Annotated in this window: 25 protein-coding genes; 12 read left to right on the top strand and 13 right to left on the bottom strand. The window is 63.1% G+C overall.

Annotation, left to right across the window (positions count from 1 at the left end):
* Positions 1-195: 195 nt before the first annotated feature.
* The 3 genes from JEY66_RS15620 to JEY66_RS15610 all read right to left on the bottom strand — a co-directional run bounded on the left by JEY66_RS15620 (position 196) and on the right by JEY66_RS15610 (position 3,894).
* A complete protein-coding gene (locus tag JEY66_RS15620; protein WP_026193083.1) occupies positions 196-618 on the bottom strand; it encodes a GFA family protein in 423 nt (140 codons plus the stop codon).
* A 785-nt stretch (positions 619-1,403) separates the two neighbouring features.
* Entirely contained in the window at positions 1,404-2,966 is a 1,563-nt protein-coding gene (locus JEY66_RS15615) for a recombinase family protein (RefSeq protein WP_026193084.1), read from the bottom strand.
* A 367-nt stretch (positions 2,967-3,333) separates the two neighbouring features.
* Entirely contained in the window at positions 3,334-3,894 is a 561-nt protein-coding gene (locus JEY66_RS15610; RefSeq protein ID WP_018272829.1) for a GcrA family cell cycle regulator, read from the bottom strand.
* Positions 3,895-4,022: 128 nt separating this feature from the next.
* Between JEY66_RS15610 and JEY66_RS15605 the strand changes: the two genes are divergently transcribed.
* The 8 genes from JEY66_RS15605 to JEY66_RS15570 all read left to right on the top strand — a co-directional run bounded on the left by JEY66_RS15605 (position 4,023) and on the right by JEY66_RS15570 (position 12,000).
* Entirely contained in the window at positions 4,023-4,661 is a 639-nt protein-coding gene (locus JEY66_RS15605) for a LexA family transcriptional regulator (protein WP_018272830.1), read from the top strand.
* Positions 4,662-4,814: 153 nt separating this feature from the next.
* Positions 4,815-5,090 carry a hypothetical protein gene (locus tag JEY66_RS15600; protein ID WP_018272831.1) on the top strand — a complete coding sequence of 92 codons (276 nt, stop codon included), beginning with the start codon at positions 4,815-4,817 and terminating at the stop codon, positions 5,088-5,090.
* 164 nt (positions 5,091-5,254) lie between these two features.
* Complete coding sequence (locus JEY66_RS15595; RefSeq protein ID WP_018272832.1) at positions 5,255-6,418, top strand: OpgC domain-containing protein; 1,164 nt, start codon at positions 5,255-5,257, stop codon at positions 6,416-6,418.
* Positions 6,419-6,808: 390 nt separating this feature from the next.
* Positions 6,809-7,837, top strand: coding sequence for a TRAP transporter substrate-binding protein (locus JEY66_RS15590; RefSeq protein WP_018272834.1), 1,029 nt, complete (start codon positions 6,809-6,811; stop codon positions 7,835-7,837).
* A 27-nt stretch (positions 7,838-7,864) separates the two neighbouring features.
* A complete protein-coding gene (locus tag JEY66_RS15585; protein WP_018272835.1) occupies positions 7,865-8,413 on the top strand; it encodes a TRAP transporter small permease in 549 nt (182 codons plus the stop codon).
* Positions 8,410-9,699, top strand: coding sequence for a TRAP transporter large permease (locus tag JEY66_RS15580; protein ID WP_018272836.1), 1,290 nt, complete (start codon positions 8,410-8,412; stop codon positions 9,697-9,699). Before JEY66_RS15585 ends, JEY66_RS15580 begins: the two co-directional genes overlap by 4 nt.
* Before the next feature lie 31 nt (positions 9,700-9,730).
* Positions 9,731-10,765 (top strand): TRAP transporter substrate-binding protein, encoded by a 1,035-nt coding sequence (locus JEY66_RS15575; RefSeq protein WP_018272837.1) that lies wholly within the window; start codon positions 9,731-9,733, stop codon positions 10,763-10,765.
* 5 nt (positions 10,766-10,770) lie between these two features.
* Positions 10,771-12,000 carry a CaiB/BaiF CoA transferase family protein gene (locus tag JEY66_RS15570; RefSeq protein ID WP_018272838.1) on the top strand — a complete coding sequence of 410 codons (1,230 nt, stop codon included), beginning with the start codon at positions 10,771-10,773 and terminating at the stop codon, positions 11,998-12,000.
* Here the strand turns inward: JEY66_RS15570 and JEY66_RS15565 are convergent, their stop codons facing one another.
* The 10 genes from JEY66_RS15565 to JEY66_RS15520 form a co-directional block, all read right to left on the bottom strand.
* Positions 12,001-12,855 carry an HpcH/HpaI aldolase/citrate lyase family protein gene (locus JEY66_RS15565; RefSeq protein ID WP_018272839.1) on the bottom strand — a complete coding sequence of 285 codons (855 nt, stop codon included), beginning with the start codon at positions 12,853-12,855 and terminating at the stop codon, positions 12,001-12,003.
* Between the two features lie 3 nt (positions 12,856-12,858).
* Positions 12,859-13,314, bottom strand: a complete 456-nt coding sequence (locus JEY66_RS15560; protein WP_018272840.1) for a MaoC family dehydratase — start codon at positions 13,312-13,314, stop codon at positions 12,859-12,861.
* Positions 13,315-14,091, bottom strand: coding sequence for an enoyl-CoA hydratase/isomerase family protein (locus tag JEY66_RS15555; protein WP_018272841.1), 777 nt, complete (start codon positions 14,089-14,091; stop codon positions 13,315-13,317). It abuts the gene before it with no gap.
* Between the two features lie 16 nt (positions 14,092-14,107).
* Positions 14,108-15,307: a CaiB/BaiF CoA transferase family protein gene (locus JEY66_RS15550; RefSeq protein WP_018272842.1), complete on the bottom strand. Its 1,200-nt coding sequence runs from the start codon at positions 15,305-15,307 to the stop codon at positions 14,108-14,110.
* 110 nt (positions 15,308-15,417) lie between these two features.
* Positions 15,418-16,134 (bottom strand): ABC transporter ATP-binding protein, encoded by a 717-nt coding sequence (locus tag JEY66_RS15545; RefSeq protein ID WP_018272843.1) that lies wholly within the window; start codon positions 16,132-16,134, stop codon positions 15,418-15,420.
* On the bottom strand, positions 16,131-16,889 hold the full coding sequence (locus tag JEY66_RS15540) for an ABC transporter ATP-binding protein (RefSeq protein WP_018272844.1): 759 nt from the start codon (positions 16,887-16,889) through the stop codon (positions 16,131-16,133). The genes JEY66_RS15545 and JEY66_RS15540 overlap by 4 nt, the downstream gene beginning before the upstream one ends.
* A gap of 2 nt (positions 16,890-16,891) precedes the next feature.
* The gene (locus JEY66_RS15535; RefSeq protein ID WP_018272845.1) at positions 16,892-17,671 is read right to left on the bottom strand and encodes an SDR family NAD(P)-dependent oxidoreductase; all 780 of its coding nucleotides are present in this window, start codon (positions 17,669-17,671) and stop codon (positions 16,892-16,894) included.
* Positions 17,668-18,696: a branched-chain amino acid ABC transporter permease gene (locus JEY66_RS15530; protein WP_018272846.1), complete on the bottom strand. Its 1,029-nt coding sequence runs from the start codon at positions 18,694-18,696 to the stop codon at positions 17,668-17,670. The genes JEY66_RS15535 and JEY66_RS15530 overlap by 4 nt, the downstream gene beginning before the upstream one ends.
* Positions 18,693-19,595, bottom strand: coding sequence for a branched-chain amino acid ABC transporter permease (locus tag JEY66_RS15525; protein WP_018272847.1), 903 nt, complete (start codon positions 19,593-19,595; stop codon positions 18,693-18,695). Before JEY66_RS15525 ends, JEY66_RS15530 begins: the two co-directional genes overlap by 4 nt.
* A gap of 96 nt (positions 19,596-19,691) precedes the next feature.
* Positions 19,692-20,951, bottom strand: coding sequence for an ABC transporter substrate-binding protein (locus tag JEY66_RS15520; RefSeq protein ID WP_026193086.1), 1,260 nt, complete (start codon positions 20,949-20,951; stop codon positions 19,692-19,694).
* 172 nt (positions 20,952-21,123) lie between these two features.
* Here JEY66_RS15520 and JEY66_RS15515 point away from each other — a divergent pair, with 172 nt between their 5' ends.
* The 4 genes from JEY66_RS15515 to JEY66_RS15500 are packed head-to-tail and all read left to right on the top strand — an operon-like array spanning position 21,124 to position 25,957.
* Positions 21,124-22,620: an AMP-binding protein gene (locus tag JEY66_RS15515; protein WP_018272849.1), complete on the top strand. Its 1,497-nt coding sequence runs from the start codon at positions 21,124-21,126 to the stop codon at positions 22,618-22,620.
* Complete coding sequence (locus tag JEY66_RS15510; protein ID WP_018272850.1) at positions 22,617-23,261, top strand: TetR/AcrR family transcriptional regulator; 645 nt, start codon at positions 22,617-22,619, stop codon at positions 23,259-23,261. Before JEY66_RS15515 ends, JEY66_RS15510 begins: the two co-directional genes overlap by 4 nt.
* Positions 23,258-24,031, top strand: coding sequence for an SDR family NAD(P)-dependent oxidoreductase (locus JEY66_RS15505; protein WP_018272851.1), 774 nt, complete (start codon positions 23,258-23,260; stop codon positions 24,029-24,031). Before JEY66_RS15510 ends, JEY66_RS15505 begins: the two co-directional genes overlap by 4 nt.
* Before the next feature lie 9 nt (positions 24,032-24,040).
* On the top strand, positions 24,041-25,957 hold the full coding sequence (locus tag JEY66_RS15500; RefSeq protein ID WP_018272852.1) for a flavin-containing monooxygenase: 1,917 nt from the start codon (positions 24,041-24,043) through the stop codon (positions 25,955-25,957).
* The last annotated feature ends 99 nt before the right edge of the window (positions 25,958-26,056 follow it).

The following is a 26,056-nucleotide window of genomic DNA, read 5'->3' as shown; positions in this document are numbered from 1 at the left end:
CCGGATTTTGCAGGGCGGGACCTTCGTCGGACATGGCTGTCAATGGTCAGGACGCCCCGGCGGCGCGGGCGGCCGCCGACATGGTCGGACGCCTCGCGTGCGAAGCAAGCCTGCCGGACACCGATCTGGGGGGCTATACGCAGACGGGTGGCGGCACGCCGCCGCCACCCGCTTTCGTGATGGAGAGCCTTCGGGCTATTCGGCAATCATTTCGCCGGAGCCGCCGAACTCGGCCGGAAAATCCTTCAACTTCGGCAGGCCATCGCGTATCTGCAGCACTGCCTCGGAATAGTTGACGTGAACGCCCGGGCTGAACTTCAGCGTCGGGATCGTTGCGGTGAACACGTCGACGAGCCCGAGCGTCGGGTGGTTGGTCATCAGGTGACCGCCGCACTTTGTGCAATATTTGCGCTGGCTCATCGCGGTCTTCTCGAATGTCGCGATGTGGTCCGCGCCCTTGGTGACCTCGACCGCCTCGGGCTTCCAGAGGCTGAAGGCATTCACCGGACCGCCGGACCAGGAACGGCATGAGCGGCAGTGGCAATAGCCCATTGCCTCGGGCTCCCCGCTGACCTTGAGTTCGACGGCGCCACAAAAGCAGTTTCCAGTGTGATTCATCGGTCGTTTCTCCCTTGGGTTATTTTGAGTTATTTAGATTGGGCTCCGCGTCGGCATCGATCCACGTTGCTCGTGATGTTCGTGATGGAGAGAGGATGTAGACAGGTGCGTATCCGCGGCGAACACCCTTGCATGGACGTACCAGACCCTTCCCTGCGCGAGAGGCTTCGAATGCAGGCAGGTCGTCGACGCGACGGAAGTTACATGAGAGTCCGCGCCGCTGTCGACCATCTTCGACACAGCCTGGCCGGGCCCAACCTCGACCGCACACAAGGAAGGAGTTCAGTGTGAGGCAAGGCACAGTCATGCGATGAGTTGCTGCCGTGACGGATTCCAGCGCGGCAAACCGCGTCAGATCAGCGTGGACGGTCCTTCACCGGAGCCCTGCTTGCCGTCGCGTCGTCTGGCGCCGCCCCTCGGTGATCGGCTCGCGCCGCAGGACGCCATCGACATCTGGAAGCTCGTTTCCGAGTTCAGATATCATCCTTTCATACTCAAATACTTAGCTAGCTCTCGGTCCCACGACGCTGAATGGTCTTTCTTGGCAGCAGGGCTGGGGCGACCAAGACAATCCGCGCATTGTTACTGACGTCGATCACAATGGACCTTCGGACTATCTTGGCAAAAGAGTCGGGGGTTGCGAGCGTACATGCCAGAGCAGTGGTCTCGTAGGCGAGGCCGCTGCTCATGGTCATCATCGTGGTGAGTGTAGGTGCGCACAACGTTGCTCAGTCGAGCGGTACCTGGCCGCTCCAGCTGTTTTTTGTCTGCTTTGTTTTGCTCGCTCAGACGCGCTCTACGAGCGATCGAGACAGCGCCTCGAAAGTTTGAAAGCGCTCGATTTTGTTGGCCGCGCGTGTGTCCTCAGAAAAAGAGAATACGTGGCTTTTGAACGAAAGTAACGCCGACGGCAGCAATAGATAATCCAGGACCGCCTCGTTGTTCTCACCCATCCTTAGCGCGACGACCCATCCCTTTTGCAATGTCACGCGACCAACCATCGCCCAGCGCAGCGGCTGGCGCCCATACTTGCGCCATTTGGCCAATCGGAAGCAGATATTCACAGCGTTATCTATCCGCAAACATTCGGTCGACTGATCAAGTGTGGCGCGCCTACCCGCATCCTCAAAGGCTTCGCGAAGACGGTTGGCATTTTCGAGGTGGAAATTGACCCACTTTCTGTGCGCGTCAAGCTTGTCGAAGCGGTCTTGGTTGCCCGTGTAGCCGATCAATCGATAGAGATTTCGAAGCGTGCCAAAGTGAACGAGATACGTGGTGAGCGAAGGCAAACTGGGGCTTGCATCAATAATCGAGGCGTTGAGCTTGCCGTTCTTCATCAGGACCTTACGAAGGCGCACGAGCATCTCCTTCTCGGAAATGCAAACGCAACGCTCCTCCATTGTCTTCTTTGCGCGCAGAAATGTATCACGCTTAATGATTGGCTCGATCGCGCCCTTACGTGTGATCCAGAGATCTCTCGGATTGTGCGTTCGCTTCGCTCCTAGTTTAGCGGTGTCACGATTGTAGATGGAGTCGCCGATATACGCTTCGTTGTGAAGAAGTGCACTTATCGCACTTTGCTGCCATCGGTATCCTCGGTTCGTAAGGACGCCTCTTCGGTTAAGCTCACGCGCGATTTCCGCCTGCGATTTGCATCGTAGATATTCATCGAAGACCCACTTCACGACGTCGACTTGATCTCGCGAGCCTGGCCCGAGTGTGACACGGTCGGTGGTAAGAGACTTCCGCTCGCCGCTCTTCAGAACACCTTTCGGCCTACATTTATCGTCAACGAGTCGCCTCTCTAGACCATAAGGTGCCGGGGCACCCATCTTGAACCCGCGACTTGCCAGACGCAAAGCTCCTGCAAGAACCTTGGCCGAAAGCTCCCGGCTGAACTCTGCCGCCATGACCCTCTTGATATTCTTAACTATGCTCGAAAGGAGACTGCCGTCGTTGTCGAATTGCTCGGCGCAATAGGCAACCTTGACGCCGGCCTTTCGACATATGAACTCGTAATGCGCGCTCTCATCAACATCCTGAAAGCGCCCCCATCGACTGACGTCAAATACCAGCAAATGACCAAACTCAATTCGACCGGACTGAACATCGTCAATCAGTTCGGTCAAGCCAGTTCGATTCTCGATCTTCAGGCCGCTTTCGCCCTCATCGCGATAGGTGCGCACGATCGTGAGTTTATGAAGCTCGGCGTAGGCAGCGATAACCACCGCCTGATTTTCGATGGAGTATTTCTGGTAGTCGGTGGACATGCGGACATATTGCGCCGCTTGATGCATCTTTTGCGGCTGAGGCAGCCGGTCCTTGTGTACAATGAGAGCTTGCACCATAAGGCTGCTCCCGCGCATAGGCGATATAACCGTGGGCTTCTCTGTGCGCAAAAACAATAGCAAAGCGCAGCAGCCTCGTCAGTGTGGCTGAAGATGCTAATCACGTGAGAGGCAGTTTACCTGACGTATCGGCCCCTAAGCCGCAGCCCGCTCGCCTTCCGCCTCTTTTGGTGCAGTCACAGCTTTTTTTACAGACGACCATCCGCGTCGCGCATTGACCGCTTCGCGCGCTCCGGCGGGATCGTGCGGCTTCCGGCGCCTGGCTCGCGGCATTGGTAACCTCCAAAATATCTGATGATGGACGCGCGGAGGCTTCCGCGCGATCTCGGTTGCGGACCGATGTCCGTCGGTCTGGTGATGAATTGCCTCAACCGGCCCCGATGGCTTGAAGCCAGGCGGCGCTCAATACCGGCCTCGCCGTGGCCTCAGGATCGCGACTGAGGTGAAAATGCGGGGTGCAGTAGCTCGAGCCCGACCGGCACGGATGACCGCAGAAGGTCATTGTCTCGCCGTCGCGATCGCCACCATAGGGATAGCGACAGTCTCCGGGTTTGAGGTCGAGCAGCGAAAGATGCCGCGGCACGACCACCACGCAACGAAGTTGCGGCATCTCCACCGTTTCAGTGAAGATCTTTGGCCCGCGAAGCAGATCGGGCGTCAATTCGGCGCGCCCTTCACGCAGCCGCCCGAACCTTGGGAGCTCCGGCAGGGGCGATTTGGGCGGATCGAGGTGCCCCGGCAGGGACGGCTCGAGCCTTTCAAGGCCCGCCAACCCCATGCGCTGCGCCCGGCTGAGCGCCGCGTTGCGCGTATAGGCCGTCTTGAAGGTAGCGTTGATCGTGTCAGCGATTTCCGAATAGGACAAGCCGCGGGCGCGGAGGTCCTGCAAGGCTGCCGAATGCTCCGGCAGCCAGTTCATCGTTTCCATTCCAAATTCCCATTTCTGTCATTCCGCCGGCGCCTCGCACATCTTCCGATATTCCGAATAAAATGTCAAGCCTTGTTTCTGATAATCGTAACGGATATAGTGTGTCCGGGTTTGGGAAAGGATGAAACATGCTGGACGCGGCACTGATCGAACGAGCACTGGAAAAGACCGGGAAGAGCAAAGGCGGGCTCGCCCGCGCGATGGGGGTTCGGGCCGGGGCGGTCTCCGAAATCCTGTCGGGAATTAGGTTGATCAAGGCATCCGAGATTGCCCCGATCATGGAGTATTTGGAGCTGAATTCGGTGCCGATCGTGGGCCGGGTCGGCGCCGGCGCCTCGATCCAGCCGGAGCTTGAGCAGGTCCCGCCGGAGGGTCTCGGCGAAATCGAGCTTCCGTTCCCGATGACGGAGGAGACCGTCGCTTTCGAGGTCTCAGGCGATTCGATGCTGCCGAAATACGAGAACGGCGACGTCATCGTGGTGTATCGCGAGCAGCGCTATCCGCTATCGAGCTTCTACGGAGAGGAAGCTGCGGTCCGGCTGAAGAGCGGCGAGCGATATCTGAAGACGATCGAACGCGGCAGTTCGTCCGGCACTGTCAACCTCAAGAGCTTTAATGCCAAGCCGATCAACGGCGTAAAGCTTGAATGGATCGGCGAAATCTGCGTCACCCTGCCCCGCGGCCAGATCGAAAGGCTGCGCGGCAAATCGGCGGCGAAGAGTCGCAAATCTGCCCGGACGCAGGGCGGGCGATCGTCCGAAAAGTAACCGTGCTGCTTCAGGGACCGATTCGGACGCCTTCGGGCCGAATCGGTCCGGCCGGTGTATGCCTGAATTTCGGTTTTCAACAATTCACCTTGACATACTTCCGATTATCGGAAATAATGCCCGGTGACAGTCAGAACACCGAACGATCCGGCAATGCAGTACTTCGTCGTGATGATCGATTATGGCCGCCGTGGCCGCGAGGCGATCGTCGATCCCGAAATGACACGACGCGACGTCGTCTCACGAATCGCCTCGGGCGAATATACGAACATCAGCTTCATTCACGAGACTGCCGAGCGTTCGGTCGAGGATGTCACGGACGACCTCCTGGCCGAGGCCGCCCTGCCGGAGCTCCCCGCGACCGGCGCGAACCTGCAAGCCAATACGCTGGATCACGCCCGCGACCTGCGCAAACACGAACCGGTCTGACACCGCTCACGGGATGATTGCGAAAACGTGATCTTTCTTGAGCCGGCCACTTGGCCGGAACCCGAAACGGACTAGATAGGGTTCACGCAAAGTCTATTCGGACCAGGCGCGGGTTCCCTCTAGATTAGCGATTCGTTTCTCGGGCCGGCAAATTTCAGCTTCAGATGACTTCGACAACAAACGCCGAGATCGCGAAAGCCGATGGCGATCTCAGGATCGCGCTGCTGCTTGGCATCGCAAACTGGTTTCTGTTTCTGGACCATATTCCGCACAACGTCGTCGGCGCGCTGACCATGCGCAACTTCGGCTTCAGCGGCGCAACCGACCTTTTTGTATTCGTTGGCGGCTACGCAGTGACGCTGATCTACGCCAGAATGACGCTGGAACGCGGATTCCTGGTGGCCGCAACCCGCATCTTCAAGCGCGTATGGCAGCTCTATGCCGCCTATATCGTTTTGTTCGTGATCTATGTCGAGTTGATCAGCTATGTCGCTACCCGGACCGCGGCGCCCGAGATCATCAGCGAGTTCAACATCACCGGCTTCATCGATCACCCGATCCGGACGTTGATCTACGGCCTGTTCCTGCAGGCCAAGCCGCTCAATCTCGACGTGCTGCAACTCACCATTGCCTTGATGGCGTTCCAGCCCATCATCGTGTTCGGGCTGTTGTACGTGCCGAACGTGACGATCGTCGCGTCCGTGACCCTCTATGCGGCCGGCCGGCTGCTCGACTGGAACCTGTCGTCATATCCGTATGGAGACTGGTACCTCAATCCGTTCTGCTGGCAATTGCTGTTCGTGATGGGCGGCTGGCTCGCGCTGATCGGCGCGCGATATGCACCCGCGATCCGCGCGATGCAGGCCGCTCCCGCGCTACGCGCTACGGCGTTGCTGTATTTGCTGTTCGCCCTGACGATCGTCTCGACCAGCGATATCCCGGCACTCGCGCAAATGATGCCGAGCGGGCTGAGCGATATGCTACCGCCAAACGACCGGGAGGATGTCGCGCCTCATCGCATCCTGCACTTCGTGACCTTGACGTTCCTGTTCACGTGGCTGGTGCCGCGCGATTGGGAATACCTGCGATCTCACGCCTTGCAGCCGATCATCAAGTGCGGCGAGGAATGGCTGGCCGTGTTCTGTGCAGGCGTCTTCCTCTCATTCGCTGCGCACCTGATCCTGATTACGGGCCCATACTCACTGGCAAGGCAGGTCGCGGTCAGCATCGCCGGTATCGCCGCGATGACGGCCGTCGCCTACTACGTCTCGTGGTCGAAGCGGCAGGACGGCAAGTCGGCCGTCGGGGCGCATTCCTCAATCCGGTGATCTAGGCTAGTCGATCACACACTAAGCAACATTTTCGACCTTTCCTTTTCGGGAGCGCGGCGAGTTCCTACTCGCCGCATCGGCTGTGCTGCTGGCGACGGTGCGATCGGGCGCAGAGGAATTTCCCGCGCAGTGGACAAAATTGATGTCGCATCCGGGTCTTTCTTGCGGATCAGGTTCCTAGTTGGTCGTCACGGGACGTAATCGGTGATCAGGGCGGGCATTTCGACATCCTCTCCCGTGATGCCTTCCATCGTCGCAATCGCGGGCGCATGGCGTCTCGCGCTCTTTGGTTGTCTCATCAAGCACGCTCAGCCGAGCCCTGCTTGACGGGCAAATTCGTTTGTGCCCAGCTGCTCAAAACAACAAGGTTACTCAGGGGCAGGACATATGGGCGGGCTTTGGCAGGCGCTGGCCGGTTACGGCTTCCTCATCGCATCGGTCAATCTTGCGGCGGCGGACCCGATCAAGCTGCGGGTCGCCGACTCCTTTCCGAAAGGCCACTATCTCGTCCGCCTCGTGCTCGAGCCCTGGATGGCCGAGGTCCAGAAGCGCACCAACAACGCGGTGACGTTCGAGCATTATCCGGCCCAGCAACTCGGCAAGGCCGCTGACATGCTCAGGCTGACGCAAACTGGCGTCGCCGATATCGGCTATGTCGCGCCCGCCTACGTGTCCGACAAGATGCCGGTCTCCGAAGTCGCGATGCTGCCCGGCGCGTTCGAGCATTCCTGCCAAGGCACGCTGGCGTATTGGAAATCCGCGCGCAGCGGCGTGATTGCACAGCAGGATTATACCGCAAACGGCATCCGCCTGCTGCTCGCGGTGAGCCTGCCGCCGTATCGCATCCTGACCGTGAAGCAGCCGGTGAAGGATGTTGCCGATATCAATGGACTGAAGCTGCGATCGACCGGCGGCGCGCAGGACCTCACCCTGCGCGCCATCGGTGCAGTGCCGGTGCGCATGGCGGCGCCCGACGCTTATGAGTCGCTGTCGCGTGGCACGATGGACGGCCTGCTGTTTCCGCTCGAGAGCGTCGTCGCCTACGGCGCCGACAAGCTCGTCAACCATTCCACCGAAGGCTTCGGCTTCGCAAGCTTCGTGGTCGCATATTCGATCAGCGAGAACGCCTGGAAGAAACTGTCGCCCGCGATCCAGAAGGCCATGGTCGACGTCGCCGAGGAGATCCTGCCATCAGCCTGCAAGGAAGTGCAAAAGCAGGACAGCGAGACCATGAGGTCGATGGAGACCGCGGGCGTCCGCTTCGACACCCTGCAGTCCGACGTCGTCGCAAAGCTCAAGGATCTGACGAAGGGCGTGAGCAAGGCCTGGGCCGACGGGCTCGATGCACGCGGCAAGCACGGCAGCGACGCGCTCAAGGAATTCGACGCCGCGGTCGCTGCCATTCCGGCAAAGTGAACACACAAAGCCACGGGGGCAAGACTCTTGATCGACGGATTGTTAAGGGCGCTCGGTGCCATCGAGAAGATCGCCTCGACGATTGCCGCGACGTTCATGTTCACGATCATGATGATCGTGTTTGGCGACGTCATCATGCGTTACGCCTTCAACAAGCCATTCTCGTGGGCCTATGACCTGATCTCGCTCTATCTGATGGCTGGCATCTTCTTTCTCGTGCTGTCGGAAGCCTACGCCAGCCGTGCCCATGTCAGCGTCGATATCCTGCAGCAGAAATTCTCGCCGGCGATGATCCGCATCTCGGAAATCGTGACCTGCATTGTCGGCATCGCCATATTCTCGCTGATCGCCTATCTCGGCTTCCTGCGTGCCGTCGACAGCTTCGAGTCCGCTGACGTGATGGCCGGCGCGATCCCGTGGCCGATGTGGCCGTCGATCGGACTGGTGCCGTTCGGCGCCGGGCTGATCACGATCCGCCTCGTGCTGCACCTCGTCGCACACGCGATTTCGCTCGCGACCGGACGCAGCGTGATCGCACTGCCCGCCTCGCATGCCGCCGGAGAGACATTCGAATGACGCTTCTCCTGGTGATGCTGGTACTGTTCAGTCTGCTTGCGATCGGCACCCCAGTCGGCTTTGCGATGGCGGGATCCGGCGTGCTCGGCCTGTACATGATCGGCGGCATGCCGATCCTCACGGGAATTTTGCAGACCGCGCCGCTCTCGGCCGTCACCTCTTACGAGTTGATCACCATCCCGATGTTCCTGCTGATGGCGGAATTCGTGCTCGTAAGCGGAATCGCCGACGACCTGTTCAAGGCGACTGCGGCTTGGGTCGGACGAATTCCGGGCGGTCTCGGCATGGCGACGGCGCTGGCCGGCGCCGGCTTCGGCGCGATCTGCGGCACAAGCACTGCGTCCGCCGCCACGCTTTCCGCCACAAGCCTGCCGGCAATGCTGAAGCAGGGCTATGAACCGAGAATGGCAGCGGGCGTCGTCGCGATTTCCGGCACCCTCGCGATGCTGATCCCGCCATCTGTGGCGCTGGTGATCTACGGCCTGCTCGCGGAGGTAAATATCGGCGCGCTGTTGATCGGCGGCGTGATCCCCGGGATACTCGTCACCTTCACTATCATGGCCACCGTCTGGTTCCTGGCCTGGCAGGACCCTAGTCGTGCTCCGTCGGCTCCTTCCGTATCGCTTGCGGAAAAGCTTCGCATGATGCGCGTCGTGGGGCCGATGCTGCTGTTGTTCGGCATGGTCACCGGCGTCATCTATACCGGCGTCGCCACACCGACCGAGGCATCCGCGCTCGGCGCGTTTGGCGCGTTCGCGCTCGCCTGCTGGAAGGGCAGGATCAACCGCAAGACTCTGCGCAGCGCATTGCTCCGTTCGGCTCACGGCACCTGCATGATCGCCATGATCCTGTTCGGCGCTTCGATCTTCGGATATTTCTTCACGCTGACGCAGGTGACGCAGAATCTTGTGAGCTGGGTGGGCAGCCTGCCGGTGCCTCCGTGGCTGATCCTGACAATCATTCTCTGCGGCTACATCGTGCTCGGCTCGTTCATGGACCAGATCGCCATCCTGGTGTTGACCGTTCCGATCGTGCTGCCGCTGATCAAGTCCCTTGGCTACGATCCGCTGTGGTTCGGCGTCATCAAGATCGTGACCGCCGAGGTCGGCATGATCACTCCTCCTGTGGGTCTCAATTGCTTCGTGGTCGCGCGCTATTCCGGGCGCCCTGTGGCGGAGGTCTTCCACGGCGTATTTCCGCATTTCGTCGCCCATCTGATCGCGATCGCAATTCTCGTGATCTGGCCGACGATTATCCTCTGGCTGCCTATGAAAATGGGCTACTGAGAAAAGCAACGAATAGAGGGAGAGAAATGTGATGTCCGCTCCAACGAGGTCGCTCGCGCTCGCCGCGGCGTTGTTCGCGGCCACGGCCGGATCCGGCAGCGCCCAGGAGAAGATCACCCTTCGCCTTGCGGACAGTCTGCCCTCCGGCCACGTGATCCATGAGCTCGTCGGCAAGCCGTTCTCCGAGCTCGTCACCAAGCTGACCAACGGCCAGGTCACGTTCCAGCACTTCCCGGCGGAGCAGCTCGGCAAGGCCAAGGACATGGCCCAGCTCACCGCGCTCGGTGTCGCCGACATCTCCTACATCGTACCGTCCTACTCTTCGGACAAGTTTCCGCTGACAGCGGCTGCCGAGTTGCCCGGCATCTTCGACAGCGAATGCCGGGGCTCGCTCGCCTTCTACAAGATCTCGCACAATGGCGGCATCCTGGAGACCAAGGAATTCGTGCCCAACCAGCTTCGGCCGCTGGTGACGCTGGCGCTGCCAGCTTACCAGATCCAGCTCGCAACCGGCCGCGAGGTGAAGACGGCAAAGGACCTCGAAGGTCTGAAGATCCGCACCACCGGCGGCGCGATGGATCTGATGATGCGTTCGATCGGCGGCGTGCCGGTGCGGATGGCCGCTCCCGAAATCTATGAATCGCTGACCCGTGGCACGCTCGACGGGCTGATCTTCTCCTATCAAAGCTCGGCATCCTACGACTTCGGCAAGATCTTGAAGTCGGGCACCGAGGGGCTGAACTTCGGTACCGCGATCTTCACCTATTCGATCGGCGAGCTGAAATTCAAGTCGCTGCCCGAGAACGTGCGCAAGGCGCTGGTCGAGGCCGGCGAACGGACCACGCGCGAGGCCTGCAAGCGATTCGAGGACGGCGAGAAGGCCGCGACCGACAAGATCAAGTCGCAGGGCATGAAGGTCATCAACTTCAGCGACGATGACAAGAAGGTATTCGACACCGCCTTCAAGTCGGTGGCGCAGGATTGGGTGAAGGACGTCGACAAACGCGGCAAGCCCGGCACTGACGTCTTCAAGGCCTTCACCGAAGCGCTGGCCGCCAGCCATTGAGCAGGGTGCCAACGAAAGACGCGCCATCCGCGCCGGCTGGCCCGCTCGCCGGCGTCAGGATCGTCGACCTCACCAGCGTGATGATGGGACCGTACGCGACCATGATCCTCGGCGACTACGGCGCCGACGTGATTAAGGTCGAGAGCCCGGACGGCGATGTCATGCGCCATGCGGCCCCGATGCGCCACCCAGCGATGGGCGCAATGTACCTGCAGGGTAACCGCAACAAGCGCTCGATCGTGCTCAACCTGAAGAAGCCGAGCGGCCGCGCGGCGCTACTGCGGCTCGCCGCAGCCGCCGACGTGTTCGTCCACAACGTCCGCCCCGCGGCGATGGCACGGTTGAAACTCGGCGCCGACGACCTCCTCACCACGAACCCGCGGCTCGTCTACGCCAGCTTGCATGGATTCGGCGAAACCGGGCCGTATGCCGGCCGGCCCGCCTATGACGACCTGATCCAGGGGCTGACGGCCCTGCCCGCGCTGACCGGTAGGATCACCGGCGAGCCGCGCTACTCTCCGGCGACGATGGCCGACCGCATCGTCGGTCTCAATGCCGTCCACGCCGTCCTCGCAGCGTTATTCCATCGCGAGCGCACCGGCGAAGGCCAGGCGATCGAGATCCCGATGTTCGAGACCATGGCCCAGTTCGTGCTCGGCGATCACATGGCCGGCCGCAGCTTCGAGCCGCCGATCGGACCGCCCGGCTACTCCCGGCTGCTGTCGCCGGACCGCCGCCCCTATCAGACCAGCGACGGCTACATCTGCGCGCTGGTCTATTCGGACAAGCAGTGGAACGCCTTCTTCGCCAAGATCGGCCTTGCGAACGAAGCCGATCGCGATCCTCGGCTGAACAGCATTTCCGCCCGAACCCGGAACTACGATTTCGTCTACGACTGGTTCTCGCAGATGATGAAGACCCGCGGCACCGCCGAATGGATGCGCTTCTTCGAAGAGGCCGACATTCCGCATGCGCCGTTGCATGACCTCGATCGCCTGATCGACGATCCGCATCTGGCTCAGGTCGGGCTGATCCAGTCACTGGAGCATCCGACCGAGGGCACGCTGCGGGTCGCCGGACCGGCCGCGACCTGGAGCCGGACGCCGCCGTCGATCCGGACCTGTCCGCCGCGGCTTGGCGAGCATGGCAGTGAGATTCTCCGTGAAGCAGGACTTGCGGAGGCGGAGATTGCCGCGCTCCTTGCGAAGGGCGCGCTGATCGAGCCCGACCGCTGACTATTTCCTGTGCGACGCCAGGATCTTCTCGGCGGCGCGCAGATGCGGCTTGTCCAGCATCTTGCCGTCCATCTTGGCGACCCCCGATGGGTTATTGGCGAACGCGGCGATCACCCGCTCCGACCATGCGATTTCTTCATCCGTCGGCACGAAGGCCGCGTTGACGACGTCGACATGCTTGGGGTGGATCACAGCCTTGGCGAGGAAGCCATCCTGCCGCGCGGCGATCGCCTCGGCCTTCAAGGCATCGAGATCGTTGATGTCGGTCGCGATGGTGTCGATCGCGACGACGCCGGCGGCGGCCGCGCCGATCAGGCAGAGATCGCGCGCCAGGATGAAGGGCGAGTGATAGCGGCCGTCGCTGCGGTTGCGCGTTGCCCCGAGCGAGGCCGCGAGATCCTCCGCGCCCCACATCATGCCCCACAGCCGCGGGCTCATGTTCTCGAAATCGAGGATTTTCAGCACCGCCCGCGCCGTCTCGGTCGCGACCGTCACGATCCGCGTGGTGCCCTGCGCGATATCCGAGGCCGCCTCGAATGCGTCGAGATAGAGCGCGAGCCTGTTGACGTCGGCGGCGCCGGCGCATTTCGGCAGCACGATTCCATCGGGCTTGCCGGGCATCACGGCGGCGAGATCGCCGAGCGTCAGGTCGGTGTCGAGCGCGTTGACGCGGATATAGAGCTTCTGCTCCGGATTGCGCGCATCGAGCATCTGGCGCGTGATGCCGCGCGCGACGACCTTCTGGTCCGGCGCGATGGAATCCTCGAGGTCGAGAATCAGCGCGTCGGCCGCGGTCTTCTTCGCGCTTTCATATTTCCGGGTGCTGTCGCCGGGAACAAACAGGAACGATCGCATCGCTTACGCCTTCGGCTTGCAGTGCATCAGGCCGGTGCGGCGGCAGCTCGCCACCACCTCGCCGCGCTGGTTGGTCATGGTGTGCTCGAACTCGACGATGCCCTGGGTCGGCCGCGACTTGCTGGCGCGCTTGCCGATGATCCTGGTGTGCGCCTTCAGCGTGTCGCCATGGAACACCGGCTTGGGGAACTTGACGTCGGTCATGCCGAGATTGCCGACGGTCGTTCCCAGCGTCGTATCGTACACGCTCATGCCGATCATGATGCCGAGCGTATAGAGGCTGTTGAACAGCCGCTGGCCGAACTCGGTCTTCTCGGAGAAATGCGCGTCGATATGCAACGGCTGCGGGTTCATGGTCAGGAGGCTGAACATGGTGTTGTCCATCTCGGTCACGGTCCGGCTGAACTCGTGGTGGAATTCTTGCCCGACCTCGAACTCCTCGAAATACAATCCAGCCATTTACCGTCCCTTGTAGTTGGGCGCCCGCTTCTCGACGAACGCATTGAGCCCTTCCTGGCAGTCTTCCGTCGATGCGACCACAACAAAGCTTTCCGCCGTGTTTTCCACCGAGCGGCGGAAATCGGCATCGACCGCACGCATGAAGGCGTCGCGTCCGATCTTCATCACGATCGGCGATTTCGCCGCGAGCTTGCGTGCGATCTCGCGAGCCCGCGCGAGCGCGGTGCCCTTCGGCACCACCTCGCTGAGCAGGCCCATGCGAAAGGCGGTCGCGGCATCGAAGGGCTCGCCAAGGAACAGCGGGCCGAATGCCTGGTGCTTTCCGACCAGCCGCGGCAACTGCACGAAATGGATCGCCGGGATCAGGCCGACATCGATCTCGGGATAGCCGAAGGTCGAGCCGTCGCCCGCGACGATCATGTCGCAGGAGATCGCGATCGTCATGCCGCCGGCGCGCACCGCGCCATCGATCGCCGCGATCGTCGGCTTGCCCATGCGGTACTGCGTATCGTTCAGCGCGAAATACAGCCGCTCCAGGAATGTCTTGGTCTCGATCGCGGGCTTGCCCCTGACGATGTCGAGATCGAGGCCGGCGCAAAACACCTTGTGGGCGCTGCTGATGATGACGGCGCGCACCGCATCGTCATCGCGCGCTTTCGCCAGCGCCGCCAGCAGCGCGTCGATCAGGGGAATGCTGAGTGCGTTGACCGGCGCGCGATCCAGCACGATCTCCGCAATCTGGTCGGTGACCGAGTAACGAACGAGGTCGGTGCTCATGATGTGTTGCCTCCCGTTAGCTCTTGGCGTGCCGCACCGCGCCCGACAGCAGCAGGCCGTCGATCTCGGCGGAACCGAAGCCGGCTTCCGTCAGCACGGCGCGGCTATCCTGCCCGACGTCAGGCGCGGGGCAAAGCTGATCCTCAGACAGGCTCGCGATCCCCGGCGTGCGTGGCGTGTAGACCGCGCCGACGCCGGGAGTGTCCTGGCACACCGACGCCCTGGTCGCCTCGACATGGACGTTGCGCAGCCATTCGCCGGGATTGAGGATCCGCTCGGCGATGATATCGGCCGCATGCAGCCGGGTCAGCCAGGCATCCGTCGCGTGGGTCAAGAACACCTCGCGCAATTGCGGGATCAGCGCGTCGGCCGCATCGGCGCGCCGGGCGAAGTCGGCAAAACGCGGATCGCCGGCGAGATCCTCACGCCCGATCGCACCGCACAGCCGCTTGTATTGCGGCTCGTTCACCAGGGTGACCATCATCCAGCCGTCCTGGGTCTGGTAGGTGCCGGCCGGAACGTTCAGCGCGCGCGGCGCGCCGCCCTCGAGGATGAACTCCGCCACCTTGTGGCCGAGCAGCGCCGACGTCGACTGGCAGAGATTGACGTCGATCCAGCGGCCGGTGCCGACGGTCGCACGCGCGAACAGCGTCGTGGCGATGGCCTGGAACGCATAGACGCCGGTGACGACGTCGGAAATCGTGGTACCGACCCGATGCGGCACGCCATCGGCGCCGAGATTGACCGAGACCAGCCCCGAGAACGCCTGCGCGACCGAATCCGAGCCGGGCCGCTTGGCGTACGGGCCGCTCTGCCCGAAGCCGCTGACCGACAGATAGACCAGGCCGGGATTGTCGCGCGACAGGCTCTCATAGCCGAGCCCGAGCCGCTCTGCGACACCAGGGCGAAATCCTTCGATGAGGACGTCGGCCTCGCGCGCCAGCCGCTGCGCGATCGCGATCCCGTCCTTGTGCTTCATGTCGAGGCACAGGCTGCGCTTGCCGCGGTTGTAGACCGCCGACAGCGTCGTGTGGTTGCCGTAGGTCGTGCCGAGATAGCGCGACCAGTCGCCCTCCGGCGGCTCGACCTTGATGACGTCGGCGCCGTAGACACCGAGCAGCATCGCGCAATAGGGCGAGGCAATCCCCTGCCCGAAATCGAGTACCTTCAGCCCACGATACGGCGCTTCATGCGTCGGCGTCAGCTTGCCCGCCATTTGTCCTCCCACCGCTGTCGAAGTGCCCTGTCCTTTGGGTATGATCCCCGCGCAAACGCTGCGCGTTTGTCGCGGGGGAAAACCGCTCCGCGCTTTTCCCCGATCATGCCCTACAGCGCCAGATAGCGCTGCCGGATGTTATCGTTGGCCTTCAGCTCTTCGATGGCAGATGTGTAGACGATCTGTCCCTTGTCGATAACCGTCGCGTGGCTCGCAAGGCCAAGGCAAAAATGCATGTTCTGCTCGGCGATCAATACTGTGGCACCGGTGCCGCGGAGCTGCCGCAGCAGTTCGCCGATGCGCTGCACGATGATCGGCGCCAGCCCCTCGCTCGGCTCGTCCAGCAGCAGCAGCACCGGATTGCCCATCAGCGTGCGGGCGATCGCCAGCATCTGCTGCTCGCCGCCGGACAGCCTGCCGGCGATCCGGTGCCGCAGCGGCTCGAGCAGCGGGAACACGTCATAGACGCGGCGGATCGACCACTCGTCCTCGCCATCAGGCCCCTTCTTCTGGCCGATGACGAGATTGTCCTCGACCGTGTGCTCGGGAAAGATCTGACGGTCTTCCGGCACGAAGCCGAGCCCGGCGCGCGCGATGTGATGCGGCCGCATTCCTGAGACCACCCGGCCGCGCAGGGTCACCTTGCCGCGGCGCGCCGGTGCCAGCCCCATGATTGCCTTCATGGTGGTCGACTTGCCGGCGCCGTTGCGGCCGAGCAGCGCCATGGTTTCGCCCTGCCGCACCGACAGGCCGACGCCGAACAGAATCTGGCTGGTGCCATAATAGACGTCGAGATCTTCGACCTGCACCACCGGCTGCGCGCTCATGCCACCGCTCCCGCGTGGTCGTCGCTGCCGAGATAGGCGTCGATCACGGCGTCATTCCTGCGGATCGCGTCCGGCGTCCCGGTCGCCAGGATGCGGCCGTAGCACAGTACGACGATCCGAGGCGCAATCTTGAATACGATGTCCATGTCGTGCTCGATGAACACGACGGTGATCTTCTGCTTCTCCCAGAGCTCACGCACCTTGTCGATCATGCGCCAGCGCTCCTCGGTGCCCATGCCCGCGGTCGGCTCGTCGAGCAGCAGCACCTTGGGCTCGAGCACCAGCGCGAGCGCGATGTCGAGCAGCTTCTGGTCGCCGTGCGACAGCGTCGCCGCGGTCCGGTTGCGCTTGCCGGCGAGGCCGAGCAGCTCCATCGCATGCTCGGCGCGGTCGCGCGTCTCGGCCAGCGGAAACCGGCGATGTATCACGCCGGCGCGTCGCAGATCGGCGCAAACAGCAGCTAGCATGGTCTCCTCGACCGTCAGCGACGGGAAGATGCTCGCGACCTGGAAGGCGCGGCCGATGCCATGGCGCACGATCTCCGGCGGGGCCTTGCCCGCCATGTCGACGCCATTGAGCAAAATCTGCCCGGCATCAGGTTGCAGCGCGCCCGTGATCAGATTGAAGAACGTGCTCTTGCCGGCGCCGTTTGGGCCGATCACGGCGGTGAGCGAACCGTCGGCAAAGTCGAGCGAGACGTTGTCGGTCGCCTTGACGCCGCCAAAGGATTTCGAGAGTCCGCGAATCTCCAGCATGGCTAGCCGCTCGCCTCCCGCAGACCGCCGTAGGTGCTCCACGATGTGCCGGCGAGCCAGCCGCAATCGACCGGCACGTTGGCGCCGGTCATCGCCGAGGCCACGTCGGACGCCAGAAATGCGACGACGCGGCCGATTTCCGAGGGATCGACGAGACGGCGAAGTGCTGCATTGGCAGCCAGCGCCGAGACATCCCGCTCTCCGCGATCGATGGCATTCTTCAGCGCCGGCGTCAGCGTATAACCAGGGGACACCGCATTGACGCGGATGCCGGACGGCCCCCATTCGGCCGCGAGGCATTCGGTGATGGCGATCACCGCCGCCTTGGCGGGCGCATAGGCATGCAGCGGCATCGAGCGCATGCCGGCAATCGAGGCGATGTTGACGATGCTGCCGCGCTTGCGCGCGATCATCTGCCGCGCAAAGGCAACGCAGGCGACATAGGTGCCGCGCTGGTCGACGCGCACGACGTCGTCCCAGGAGGTCATCGGCAGATCGTGCGGCCGGACCGGCGCCTGGATGATGCCGGCGCTGTTGACCAGCACCGCGACCGGGCCGCAGTCGCGCTCGATCGCGGCCGCACAGGCCTCGACGCTGCGCTCCTCCGCCACGTCGGCCGCAAAGGCCTTGCCACCGACTTCCGCCGCAACCGTCTGCGCCTTGGCGAGATCGCGGTCGAGAACGGCGACGAGATCGCCGGCCGCTGCGAGTTCGCGAACGCAAGCCGCGCCGATGCCGCTGGCGCCGCCGGTAACGACGCTGATCCGCGTCTGTGCACTCATGGCGCGCGCTCCCCGGCTTCTCCGCGACGCTGCGCGAACCACTCGACGACAAAGTCCATCAGTCCCTTTCGCAGGCCGATGGCAAAGAACAGGATCACGATGCCGAGCACGATGCCGTGATACTCGGTCAGGCGGGTAACGGTATCGTTGAGGATCAGCAGCAGCACCGTGCCGACCATCGGTCCAAGGAAGGTTGTCACGCCGCCGAGCATGTTGATGAAAATGCCCTCGCCCGAGATCGTCCAATAGGCAAACTCGGGATAGGCGCCGGAGACGAACAGCGCCATGATGATGCCGCCGGTCGCCGCGAACAGCGCGGCGAGCACAAAGATCGTCAGCTTGGCGCGCCAGACATCGATGCCGATGAAGCTCGCTCGCGTGGCGTTGTCGCGGATCATCCGCAGCGTGTAGCCGAACGGCGATTGCGCGATCTGGCGCATGAGCAGCAGGCCGATCACCAGCAGGGCGCAGCTCGTGATGTAGAGATGCAGATGGTTCGACAGATCGATACCGAGAAACGGCGGCCGCGGAATCCCGCCGCGCAGGCCCTGGTCGCCGCCGGTCAGCGACTGCCACGACAGGATGGTCGAGTGAATCAGCATCTGGAATGCCAGCGTGACGAAGGCAAAGTAGATTTCCCTTAGCCGCACGCAAATCGCGCCGATGACGACGGCGACGACCAGGGTCATCGCCAGCGTGGCGACGAAGGCCACCGGGATCGGCACGCCGGTCTTCTGCATCATCAGCCCGAAACCATAGGCACCGAGGCCGAAGAACATGCCGTGGCCGAACGAGATCAGTCCGGTGTAGCCGACCAGAAGGTTGAGCGACGTCGCGAACAATCCGTAGGCGGCGCAGCGGATCACGAAGTCGAGCAGCTGCTTGCTGCCGAAGATGAACGGCAGCAGCGCGAGCAGGGCAAAGGCTACGAGCGCGATCAGCACATCGCGGTAACGCTGCGGCTTGGCATCGATCCGGGTAACATCGAGGGGCTGCGTGCCCTGCCCGGCCTGCAACTCGGTCATGCGACCTCCCTGCCGAACAGCCCGGTCGGACGCGACACCAGCACGATCACCATGAACAGATACATCAAGCCCTCGGTGAACAGCGGGAAACCGAGCGATCCGAAGGAGCGGATCAGGCCGATCAAAAGCGCGCCGATCAACGCGCCGAGGATCGAGCCCATGCCGCCGATCACGGTGACGATGAAGGACTCGATCAGCACCGAGAACCCCATGCCCGGTGTCAGCGAGCGCACCGGCGCGGCGAGCGCTCCCGCCAGTCCCGCCAGCATGCCGCCGAGCGCGAATACGCCACCATAGATCAACCCGGTATTGATACCGAGCGCCGAGACCATGCCGGGATTATGCGCGGCCGCACGGATCACCTTGCCGATCGTGGAGCGCGCCAGCCCCAGACCGAGAACAACGGCTGCGGCGAGCGCCACCCCGATCAAGAGCAGATAATATGGCGGCACCACGCCGCCGGCGATGAACAGCGGCGGCACCTGGAACGCGGCCGGCATGCCCATCGACCTGAATTCAGGCCCCCAGATCATGCGGACGACATCGTCGAAGATCAGCACGAAGGCGTAGCAGACCAGCAGCTGCATCAGGACGTCGCGGCCATAGACCCGGCTCATGAACACGCGCTCGAAGATCAGGCCGAGGATCGCGGTGCCGGCGGCGCCGCTCAGCATCGCCAGCGCGAAGCTGCCGGTGAGCTGATAGGCCGTCATCGCGAAATAGGCGCCGAACATATAGAAGGCGCCGTGGCTGAAATTGACGACCTTGAGCACGCCGAAGATCAGCGTCAGCCCAACGGCGACAAGGAACAGCAGCATGCCGATAATCAGGCCGCTGGTGGTTTGCGTCACCAGGCAGGCAGGGCTGGCGAGGCAACTGGCGAGCGCGTCGAGGTCCACGGAAAATCATCCATTACGGCGGGCCGCAACGTCGGCGCGCGACAAACATCAGATGCGAGGCGGAGGCAGCAGGCTGCCCTCCGCCGCACACGCGGGTCAGGTGTAGCCCTTGCTCTTCTTCCACTCGGCTTCGAGCTCGAAGATGGTCTTCCAGTCTCCGGCCTTCACATCGGGAACGTAGGGCTCCTGCGGAATCGTAGTGCCCCAGCCGATGGCATAACCGACCAGCGTGTGATCGTCGGCGCGCATGGTGACGGTGCCGTCGGCGCCGAACGGGCACTTGATCGTGAGGCCGGTGAGCGCCTCCGCGACCTTCTTGCCGTCGGTCGAGTTCGCCTTCTTGACGGCCTCGTTGAGGAACATGACCGCCGTGGCGTTCTGCCACGACCAGTTGGTCGGATACTCGTTGTACTTGGCCTTGTAGGCATCGCCCCAGGCGGCATTTTCGGGCGTCGGCGGGAATGTCTTGATGTAGCGGTCGCCGGAGTGGATGCCCTTGGGCAGGTTCTTCACCACCGTGAGCGCGGTGTAGTCGGCCATGTTGACCGCGAACACCTCCATCTGGGTAAACATCGCGTAGATGTTGGCCTGATCGATGTAGGAGGTGAGATCGCCGCCCCACAGACAGGAATAGAGCGCCTGAGGCTTGGCCTGCAGGATCTTCGTCACCACCTCGGTGTAGTCGGGTTGGAACAGCTTTGGCCAGGACTCGCTGATGATCTCGACGTCGGGCGCGAACTTCTTCAGGTACAGCACGAACTCGCCGGTGGTGTCGCGGCCATAGGCGTAGTCGGGCGAACAGGTCGCCCATTTCTTCAGGCCCTTGGCCTTGGCGATCCCTGCCGCGTAGCTGGCGCCGACGATCGAGTCATGAATGCCCTGCCGCACGCAGCGGAAGGCGTTCGGGATGTGCTGCTTGGGATCGGCGGTCAGCGATGACGCTTCCGAGCAGGTGTGGATGCAGAGCACGCCGAGATCCCGCGCCACTTCGTGAACCGCGAACGATCCCGAGGACGCTTCGCCGTCAAGCAGCATCTCGCAGCCGTCGGTGTTGACGAGCTCGCGCGCGATGCGCGCGGCTTCCTGCGGCTGTCCCTTGGAGTCGCGGATCACCATTTCGATCTGCCGTCCGGCAAGGCCGCCGGCGGCATTGACCTTCTCGACCTCCAGCAGCACCGCGTTGCGCGAGGACGTCCCGAGCTGCGCGACGCGGCCCGACAGAATGGTCGGCATGCCGATCTTGATCGTCTTGGCCTGTGCGCGCGCCACCCATGGCGCGGCAAAGCTCACCGCACCGGCGCCCATCAGCACAAGCGTCGAGCGCCGGGTGATGCCCGGTTTCCGGGTCCTCTTCATCATTCCCCTCCCTGTCGGGTTCGCGTTCCCCAAAATTCCTGCCGGAGATCGTTTCGTCTCCATGGTCACAATGTTTTCAGAGCAAGGGGGGTGACGTCAAGCCAAAGATGAATTACGACTCATAATTCATCTAGGGAGAGAACGGCGCCGGAATCGGCCCCGCCAGCGGCAAATGATCAACCTTTCCAGCTTCATCGCATTTCATGCCCGGCGGACTCCGGACCGCTGTGCGCTGAAATATCGCGGCGAAGACGTCTCCTACGCCGACTTTGATCTGCGGATCCGGCAGGTCGGCGGCTGGCTCGCGGCGCGCGGGATCACGCCCGGCGATGTCGTCGCCGTGCTGATGAAGAACAGCACGGCCTTTCTCGAGCTGGTGTTCGCGACGAGCCATATCGGCGCGGTGTTCCTGCCGATCAACTATCGCCTCTCGGCCGACGAGGTCGGCTACATCGTCGGCAATTCCGGCGCGCGCCTCTTGATCACCGACGAGGAATTTGCCGCGATCGCCGCCGGCGGCGCGCCGATCGTGCTGCTCGATGAGGTCGCGCAGTCCAGCGTCACCAACCTTGCGCCCGACATCGCGCCGGCGCCGATCCATGTGCGCCAGCCGCGCGACCTGATGCGGCTGATGTACACCTCGGGCACGACGGATCGTCCCAAGGGGGTGATGCTCACTTACGAGAACATCTACTGGAAGTCCGCCGACCAGACCCTGGTGCTCGGGCTCAACGCGGACACGCGGCTGCTCGTCGTCGGCCCGCTCTATCACGTCGGCGCGCTCGACCTGCCCGGCATCGCGGTGCTCTGGCATGGCGGCATGCTGTGCATTCACCGCACCTTCGAGCCTGAACCCGCACTCGCCGCGATCGAGCGGGAGAAACTCAACGCTGCATGGTTCGCGCCGGTCATGACCACGGCGCTCCTCACCTGCCCGAACCGCGAGCGCTACGACGTCTCCAGCCTGCAATGGGCGATCGGTGGCGGCGAGAAGACGCCGGAGCTTCGCATCCGCGCCTTCTCAAACTATTTCAAGAACGCGCGCTACATCGATGCCTACGGTCTCACCGAAAGCTGCGGCGGCGATACCTTCATGGACGCGGGCCGCGAGATCGAGAAGATCGGCTCGACCGGCCGCGCCATCGCCCATGTCGAGATCGAGATCCGCGACGATGCCGGCAAGCGCCTGCCGGCCGGCCAGAACGGCGAGATCTGCTTGCGCGGCCCGAAGGTCACGCAGGGCTATTGGAAGGATCCGGAGAAGACCGCATCCGCGTTCTTCGGCGACTGGTTCCGCACCGGCGATGTTGGCTACCTCGACGATGACGGCTTCCTCTATCTGACCGATCGCAAGAAGGACATGATCATCTCCGGCGGTGAGAACATCGCCTCCTCTGAGGTCGAGCGCGTCATCTACGAAATGCCTGAAGTACGCGAGGTCGCGGTGATCGGCCTGCCGGACACGCGCTGGGGCGAGAAGCCGGTCGCGATCGTGGTGCTCGCCGACAACGCCAAGCTCGACCTGCCCGGTCTCACCGACCACTGCCGGACACGGCTCGCCGGCTTCAAGGTGCCGCGGCAGCTCGTCATCCGCGACAGCCTGCCGCGCAATCCATCCGGCAAGGTGCTCAAACGCGTGCTCCGCGCCGAACTCGAGGCCACCGCATGACGCAAGCGACATCCGCCAAAGTGACAAAGCTCAACCGGGTCGAGCGCAACGCCTGGACCAAGCAGAAGATCTTCGACGCCGCGACCAAGGTCGTCGGCAAGTACGGCTATGCCGAAGCCTCGGTCGCGCGCATCACCGAGGCCGCCAGCGTCGCGCAGGGCACTTTCTACAATCATTTCGAGAACCGCCAGGAGCTGCTCGACCAGCTGCTGCCGAAGATCGGCCTCGACATGGTCCGCTTCATCCATGCGCGCACCGGCACCGCGAGCGAGGCCCGGCAGGAGGTCGAGCGCTTCAGCGCCTTCTTCGATTTCATCCGCGAGGTGCCGGAATTCCTGCGCATCCTCAACGAGGCCGAATTCTTCGCGCCGATCGGCTACCAGAAGCATTTTGACAACATCTCCAGTGCCTATGTGCGGATCCTGCAACGCGCGCGGGCAGCGGGTGCGACCAACACCTTCAGCGACGAGGAATTCGAGGCCATCGTCCAGGTGCTGATGGGCGCGCGCGGTTATCTCAGCCGCCGCTACTCCTATTCCGAACGCGGCGTCACCGCGGTGCCCGACTATGTGATCACGGCCTATCAAAAGCTGGTCACCCGCGGCCTGTTCGCCACCAGCGACAAGGGAAGAAAATCATGAGCGCTGAGGGCACTATCCTCGTCACCGGCGGCAGCCGCGGCATTGGCGCGGCGACCGCAACGCTGCTCGCCGATCAGGGGCATCGCGTCGTCATCGTCGACATCGCGCCCGAGCCGCCGGTTGGAACGACCGCCATCCTGTGGCCGGCGCCGTTCGACGTCGCGAGCGAGAGCGCCGTTGTCGCAGGCATTGCCGATATCGAGAAGGCGCATGGTCCGATCGGCGGCCTCGTCAACGCCGCCGGCGTGTTCGGCAAGATGCACACGATCGAACGGGTGCGGATGGAGCAATGGGACCGCGAGGTCAATATCGACCTGCGCGGCACCTTCCTGGTCGCGCGCAGCGTCGGTATCGGAATGGCACAGCGGCGGCATGGCGCGATCGTCAACGTCGCCTCGGTGGCCGGCATGACGTCGGGTCCGATCCACGCCTATACAGCGGCAAAGGCCGGCGTCATCCAGATCACGCAGACGCTCGCCGCCGAATGGGGACGTTCCGGCGTCCGCGTCAACGCGGTATCGCCCGGCTTCACCCGCACGGCCGCGCTTGAAGCCGGCATCGCATCGGGCGCGCTGAACAAGGATCTGCTGGCGCGGCCGACCGCGATGAACCGGCTGGTCGAGCCGATCGAAGTGGCGCAGGCGATCGCCTGGCTGCTCTCGCCGCAGAGCAGCGGCGTCACCGGCATCAACCTGCCGGTCGATGCCGGCTACATCGCAGGCACCACCTGGGCCGCCTATGGCGGCCTGCCGGAAGCCCCACGCAGCTGAGGACAACGCATGAATATCGAGCTTCCGCGCCAACACCTCGATCTGTCCTCCGCCATCGCCGAAGGCGACATCCGCGTGCTGCTGATGGTGCTGGTGCACATGACCGGCGACGAGAAATGGCTCGAGCCGCCCTACAAGCCGAAGCGCGACGTCCGCCTGATCCCGGATCCCGACGCCGGCGTCCCGAAGGATATCCAGGACGAGATTCGCGCGGCCGTCCTGAACCTGTTCGCGCGTGGCACGCCCAAGCCCGTCATCACCGATCCCGGCGATGAGCTGATGCTGCGGATGATGCGCGCGACGCTCGGCGAGAATGTCGCGCCGGAATATGCCCCGCTGATGCGGGAGGAGATGGGCTTCGTTCCGCGCGACGTGCGTTGGCGCGAGCGCCCTTCTGGCGAGAAGCTGGCGCAGCAGCGTGTGCTGATCGTCGGCGCCGGGGTCTGCGCGATCGCGCTTGGCGTTGCGCTCGGCCGGCTCGGCATTCCCTATACGATCGTCGAGAAGCAGGACGAGATCGGCGGCACCTGGTACGCCAACCGCTATCCCGGCTGCGGCGTCGATACGCCGAACCACTCCTATTCCTTTTCGTTCGGCGCCCGCAATCCGTGGACCCGCTATTTCGCGCAGCGCCAGGAGCTGCTCGACTATCTGCTCAAGGTCGTGCGCGAATACGACATCCGCAAACACGTCCGCCTCAATACGGAACTCGTCGCCTCGCGCTGGGACGAAGGCAAGCGGCGCTGGATCTCGACGCTGAGGACCGCCCGCGGCGAAGAAACCTTCGAATCCACCGCGCTGGTCAGCGCGATCGGCCAGCTCAACGATCCCTTGCCTGCCCGCTTTGAGGGAGACGACGCCTTCACCGGTCTGAAGGTTCATTCGGCGCTGTGGTCCGACGACATCAAGCTCGACGGCAGGCATGTCGCCGTGATCGGCACCGGCGCGACCGCGATGCAGCTGGTGCCGTCGATCGCCGACCGCGTCGCTTCGGTCACCGTCTACCAGCGCACCGCGCAATGGGCGCGGCCGGTGAAGGGCTATTCCGATCCGATCACCGAAGGCGCGCAGTGGCTGCTCGCGCATCTGCCGTTCTATGTGCAGTGGTATCGCTTCAACATGTTCTGGCGATACGGCGACGGATTGCTGCCGTTCCTGCGCAAGGATCCGGCCTGGCCGTATCCGGACCGCGCCGTCAACAAGGGCAACGACCGGCATCGCCAGGAGCTGGCCGACTTCATTCTCTCCGAGCTGAAGGATCGCCCCGACCTGATCGAGAAATGCATGCCGACCTATCCGCCCTACGGCAAGCGCATCCTGCTCGACAACAACTGGTTCAAGACGCTGACCAAACCGAATGTCGAGCTGGTCACCGACAAGATCGACCATTTCGCTGCGGATGGAATCGTCACCGCCGACGGCACATCGCGGCAGCACGACGTCATCGTGATCTCGACCGGCTTCAAGGTCTCCGAGATGGCGGCGCGGCTCAACATCACCGGACGTGACGGCAAGAATCTCAAGCAGGCGTGGCGCGACGACAATCCGACCGCCTATCTCGGCCTCACCGTGCCTGATTTCCCCAATCTCTTTCTGATGCTCGGGCCCAATTCGGGGCCTGCGCATGGCGGCAGCGTGATCTTCCAGTCGGAGTGCCAGAGCCGCTACATCTCCGCCTGCCTTGTCGAGATGATCGAGAACGACATCGCCGCGATCGACGTGCATCCCGACGCGCATGACGCATATATCCGCGACGTCGACGCCGAGCATGAGCAACTGATCTGGACGCATCCGGGTATGACGACCTATTACCGCAACAGAGGCGGCCGCGTGTTCTCGGCGATGCCGTGGCGGTTCGTCGACTACTGGAAGATGACGCACGATCCGGATTTCACCCAATATCGAAAGTCGCGACAGGACTCCTGACCTGAATTACCCCGCTCGTTAACTTGACAGATCGCCATAACTGCCGCAGCATTTCGCTAACTGCACCTGTTGGGGTGGTGGAGCGCTCGCTCCTCGCGT

The sequence above is a fragment of the Bradyrhizobium elkanii USDA 76 genome (assembly GCF_023278185.1).
GTDB classification, from domain to species: Bacteria; Pseudomonadota; Alphaproteobacteria; order Rhizobiales; family Xanthobacteraceae; genus Bradyrhizobium; species Bradyrhizobium elkanii.
The sequence above is the reverse complement of the archived record's forward strand: the minus strand, read 5'-3'. Positions and strand labels throughout refer to the sequence as shown.

What these genes read in the sequence shown, in the direction of transcription:
- JEY66_RS15620 (WP_026193083.1), bottom strand. Translation starts at nt 618, where the DNA reads ATGAATCACACTGGAAACTGCTTTTGTGGCGCCGTCGAACTCAAGGTC.
- JEY66_RS15615 (WP_026193084.1), bottom strand. Translation starts at nt 2,966, where the DNA reads ATGGTGCAAGCTCTCATTGTACACAAGGACCGGCTGCCTCAGCCGCAA.
- JEY66_RS15610 (WP_018272829.1), bottom strand. Translation starts at nt 3,894, where the DNA reads ATGGAAACGATGAACTGGCTGCCGGAGCATTCGGCAGCCTTGCAGGAC.
- JEY66_RS15605 (WP_018272830.1), top strand. Translation starts at nt 4,023, where the DNA reads ATGCTGGACGCGGCACTGATCGAACGAGCACTGGAAAAGACCGGGAAG.
- JEY66_RS15600 (WP_018272831.1), top strand. Translation starts at nt 4,815, where the DNA reads ATGCAGTACTTCGTCGTGATGATCGATTATGGCCGCCGTGGCCGCGAG.
- JEY66_RS15595 (WP_018272832.1), top strand. Translation starts at nt 5,255, where the DNA reads ATGACTTCGACAACAAACGCCGAGATCGCGAAAGCCGATGGCGATCTC.
- JEY66_RS15590 (WP_018272834.1), top strand. Translation starts at nt 6,809, where the DNA reads ATGGGCGGGCTTTGGCAGGCGCTGGCCGGTTACGGCTTCCTCATCGCA.
- JEY66_RS15580 (WP_018272836.1), top strand. Translation starts at nt 8,410, where the DNA reads ATGACGCTTCTCCTGGTGATGCTGGTACTGTTCAGTCTGCTTGCGATC.
- JEY66_RS15575 (WP_018272837.1), top strand. Translation starts at nt 9,731, where the DNA reads ATGTCCGCTCCAACGAGGTCGCTCGCGCTCGCCGCGGCGTTGTTCGCG.
- JEY66_RS15565 (WP_018272839.1), bottom strand. Translation starts at nt 12,855, where the DNA reads ATGCGATCGTTCCTGTTTGTTCCCGGCGACAGCACCCGGAAATATGAA.
- JEY66_RS15560 (WP_018272840.1), bottom strand. Translation starts at nt 13,314, where the DNA reads ATGGCTGGATTGTATTTCGAGGAGTTCGAGGTCGGGCAAGAATTCCAC.
- JEY66_RS15555 (WP_018272841.1), bottom strand. Translation starts at nt 14,091, where the DNA reads ATGAGCACCGACCTCGTTCGTTACTCGGTCACCGACCAGATTGCGGAG.
- JEY66_RS15550 (WP_018272842.1), bottom strand. Translation starts at nt 15,307, where the DNA reads ATGGCGGGCAAGCTGACGCCGACGCATGAAGCGCCGTATCGTGGGCTG.
- JEY66_RS15545 (WP_018272843.1), bottom strand. Translation starts at nt 16,134, where the DNA reads ATGAGCGCGCAGCCGGTGGTGCAGGTCGAAGATCTCGACGTCTATTAT.
- JEY66_RS15540 (WP_018272844.1), bottom strand. Translation starts at nt 16,889, where the DNA reads ATGCTGGAGATTCGCGGACTCTCGAAATCCTTTGGCGGCGTCAAGGCG.
- JEY66_RS15535 (WP_018272845.1), bottom strand. Translation starts at nt 17,671, where the DNA reads ATGAGTGCACAGACGCGGATCAGCGTCGTTACCGGCGGCGCCAGCGGC.
- JEY66_RS15530 (WP_018272846.1), bottom strand. Translation starts at nt 18,696, where the DNA reads ATGACCGAGTTGCAGGCCGGGCAGGGCACGCAGCCCCTCGATGTTACC.
- JEY66_RS15520 (WP_026193086.1), bottom strand. Translation starts at nt 20,951, where the DNA reads ATGAAGAGGACCCGGAAACCGGGCATCACCCGGCGCTCGACGCTTGTG.
- JEY66_RS15515 (WP_018272849.1), top strand. Translation starts at nt 21,124, where the DNA reads ATGATCAACCTTTCCAGCTTCATCGCATTTCATGCCCGGCGGACTCCG.
- JEY66_RS15510 (WP_018272850.1), top strand. Translation starts at nt 22,617, where the DNA reads ATGACGCAAGCGACATCCGCCAAAGTGACAAAGCTCAACCGGGTCGAG.
- JEY66_RS15505 (WP_018272851.1), top strand. Translation starts at nt 23,258, where the DNA reads ATGAGCGCTGAGGGCACTATCCTCGTCACCGGCGGCAGCCGCGGCATT.
- JEY66_RS15500 (WP_018272852.1), top strand. Translation starts at nt 24,041, where the DNA reads ATGAATATCGAGCTTCCGCGCCAACACCTCGATCTGTCCTCCGCCATC.